The sequence below is a fragment of the Pleurocapsa sp. CCALA 161 genome (genome assembly GCF_003003995.1).
Classification (GTDB): Bacteria; Cyanobacteriota; Cyanobacteriia; order Cyanobacteriales; family Xenococcaceae; genus Waterburya.
Genome location: NZ_PVWF01000237.1, coordinates 1 through 3,107, shown reverse-complemented (window position 1 = coordinate 3,107; position 3,107 = coordinate 1). Strand labels below are relative to the sequence as shown.

Below are 3,107 nucleotides of genomic sequence, written 5' to 3'. Positions count from 1 at the left end.
GCTTTCCAAAAAGCGATCGCCCTAGAAAATGATAATGCCAATTTTTACTATGGACTGGCATACAGCCTCGCCAATTCTAAAGCTTATGCTGAAGCTGCCAATGCTTACACTCAAACCATCAAACTCGATCCCAATTTGGTAAATGCTTCTTTAGGTTTGGGGGTGGTGCTGTTACGCCAACAAAACTACGATGGCGCATTGGATGCTTTCTTACGAGTAACTACCCTCGCACCAGATAATACCCTCGCTTATCGCACGATGGGAACAATTTTACTCCAGAAAGGACAGTTTACCAAAGCGATCGAGGTTTTACAGCAAGCAGTCAATCTCGCTCCTCAAGAAAGCACAATTCAACTAGATTTGGGAATCGCTTGGTTAAGTCTGAAAAATACTCCCAAAGCGATCGCTTCTTTTGAACGGGCTGCTGAGTTAAACCCTGAAAATGGCAAGATTCATTTTCAAGTTGGCAAAATTCTTCAGCTAGAAGGGGATACTGAAGCAGCTTTAGCCGAATATCGTAAAGCTGCCGACACAGAACCCAATTCGGTTGAAACCCGAAAAGCGATCGCCGATATTCTTTTAGAACAGCAAGATTACCTAACGGCGATCGTGGAACATCGCTACAGCATTGCTCTTGCGCCAAAAGATGCTCAATCCTATTACCATCTGGGACTGGCATTGAGAGAAAGACAACGCATTGAAGAAGCCATTACCGCTTTCAAACAAGCTTTAAACCTCTATCAACAACAGGGTAATACCGAGCAAGTACAAAAGATAAAAATTATTTTAGCTGAATTACAAGAATGATCGATGATACCAATCAAGAGCGATCGCTATAGCGAAATACCTTTAGAAGAATCTAAAACTCAACCACTGAAATTATTATGGATTGTTCTCTGTCTGCGAAGTGGATTATTTTTAGCCGAGTTAATTACAGGAATTCGGGTACATAGTTTATCTCTAATCGCTCTATCGGGACATCTTTTCGTCGATCTAATTGCGATCGCTATAGCTCTAGTTGCTGCTTGGTTAGTCGAGCATTCTACTCAAACTAAGTTAACTTTAAATCCTCCGCAAATTGAGGCTATAGCTGCTTTGCTGAACGGCTTGATTCTCTTAGCAGTGGCAGGATCGATTCTGTGGGGAATCTTACATAATTTCCAGACTTCTACTTCTGCATCTGAAGCTGGTTTGCCGATGCTAGCAATATCAGCATTGGGGCTTTTAGTTAAAGGAATAAATGCCAGTTTGCTTTATGAAGAAAGTCATCACAGTTTAAATATACGAGGCGTATTTTTCCATGCGATCGCCGATGGTGCGAGTTCGTTTGGTTTGTTAACAGCAGCGTTAGCTATTTTTTATTTAAATTGGCTTTGGGCAGATACAGCAGCTAGTTTTTTAGTAGTTAGTTTTATGCTAGTTAGTGCGTTTTTCTTGTTGAGAAATAGTTGCTCTCTTTTAGTTAGTTCTGATAGAAAGAACAGGGAATAACCTTAATTTATTCCAAACTTCACTTATTAATTGAAACTTATCTCAATTTGTCAATTTTGAAAGTCAACTTTACCAGAATTGCTAGTTATCCAGCACCATTAAGGCTGATAATTTTCTTTTTGTTCTCTTATTTTTCTAAATCAAATAATATTTACAATTAAGATTTTTTTAAATTATGAACAAACAATTATTTATTTTATGATATGAATATTTGGATTTGGGTTTTAGTTCTCATTGCTGCTGTCTGGGCAGCCGATTGGGGAGCAGAACAACTAGATAAACCCCTCAAGAAATTGCGAAGACAGTGGGGATTAACTCAGGTAGCTGGTGCAGCTTTTGTGGGGTTGGCTGCTGCTAGTCCTGAAATTGGTATTAATACGACGAGTGCGATTACAGGAGTGTCGGATATCGGTTTGGGAACAATGCTCGGTTCAAATATCATAGCTATTCCTCTGGTCGTTACTACTGCTTACTGGGCTTCCCGCCGAGAGCGATTGGCAGAAGAAGACGATCCAGAATCAGGAGAAGATTTTGAAACCCATACCCGTCACCGACAGCAAAGACTGTTGCGAGTGGAAAAAACAGCCGTAAGCGTCCAGGCTATTCCTTATTTAGCAATTATTGCCATAGTTGCTGCCTTGACTTTGCCTCGATCCGTGCGGGGACTTCAACCCATTGACGGTTTGGTAATGGCGATCGTTTATTTGGCTTATTTAGGTCAGGCGGTGTTTCGTGGTCGTCAGCAAGGAACAGAGGTACAGTGGACAAAGCAAGAAATGTTTAGGGCGATCGCGGGGGTAGTAGTTTTAGCTATAGGCGCATATTTTACGGTAAGGGCAACCGAAAATATTGTTAGTGCGATCGGTATTTCAGAAATTATTGGCGGACTATTTATCACCGCGCCAATGGCAATGTTACCAGAACTGTTTGCCACCTGGAGCGTTACCCGTAGCGGACAGGTAACTGCTGCTTTACTACTAGCGTGATTGGCGACCATGCTGTAACCATGAGCGTCGCTTTCGTTCCCCTGGCATTAGCAACCGCACCCGTCAACAACCTTCAGCTTTACTCGGTTAACCTCGCTTTTGTCGCTCTCATGCCAGCGTTATACGCTGCTTTCATCCACTGGGGAAGTAGAGAACACGGTTTTGGGCTTTGGCAGGTGTTAGCCCTCAACGGCGTTTACTTCGTTTATCTTGCCATCATGCTCTTTGGCGTACTGAATGTTTTGTGAGTTTAAGACCGTTTCTTTCTCAAATCAGGTTCAAGCAGTTCTTTTACATAAGTCTACTTGACTCTCTAGTTGGCTAGAGAGTTTAAGCTAGAAATCTAATAAACAATTAGTTATCAATTGAATTAATAATAGACCTCTTGCACGAATCAGGCGATCGCTAAATCAAGTCCACAGTTGTACAAACCAGAGATGAGATTAAAACGTAACCCAAATCGACGACAGCGATTACGATATGGTTGAGCCAAAATCCGAAAAATCTTTAAGCAACGAATGACGTGTTCTACGTAAATTCTTTGTTTTGCTAACTCTTTATTGTATTCTCTTTCTTTTGAAGTCAAAGATTTATTTTTTGGCTTTTTCCTTGGAGTATAACTTGACTTAT

5 protein-coding genes are annotated in these 3,107 nt (G+C 41.2%); 4 read left to right on the top strand and 1 reads right to left on the bottom strand.

The features are described from left to right. From C7B62_RS25140 to C7B62_RS26385, 4 genes are all read left to right on the top strand, one after another. On the top strand, window positions 1-807 hold an 807-nt coding region (locus tag C7B62_RS25140; protein WP_106244264.1), incomplete at its 5' end, for a lipopolysaccharide assembly protein LapB. A gap of 3 nt (window positions 808-810) precedes the next feature. Continuing rightward, window positions 811-1,491: a cation diffusion facilitator family transporter gene (locus C7B62_RS25135; RefSeq protein WP_106244262.1), complete on the top strand. Its 681-nt coding sequence runs from the start codon at window positions 811-813 to the stop codon at window positions 1,489-1,491. A 203-nt stretch (window positions 1,492-1,694) separates the two neighbouring features. Next, window positions 1,695-2,477, top strand: coding sequence for a sodium:calcium antiporter (locus C7B62_RS25130; protein WP_199194380.1), 783 nt, complete (start codon window positions 1,695-1,697; stop codon window positions 2,475-2,477). A gap of 20 nt (window positions 2,478-2,497) precedes the next feature. Further along, on the top strand, window positions 2,498-2,725 hold the full coding sequence (locus C7B62_RS26385) for a hypothetical protein (RefSeq protein WP_199194379.1): 228 nt from the start codon (window positions 2,498-2,500) through the stop codon (window positions 2,723-2,725). Between the two features lie 146 nt (window positions 2,726-2,871). Here C7B62_RS26385 and C7B62_RS25125 read toward each other — a convergent pair. Beyond that, window positions 2,872-3,107: transposase family protein (locus tag C7B62_RS25125; RefSeq protein ID WP_146132223.1), on the bottom strand; the 236-nt coding region annotated here is incomplete at its 5' end.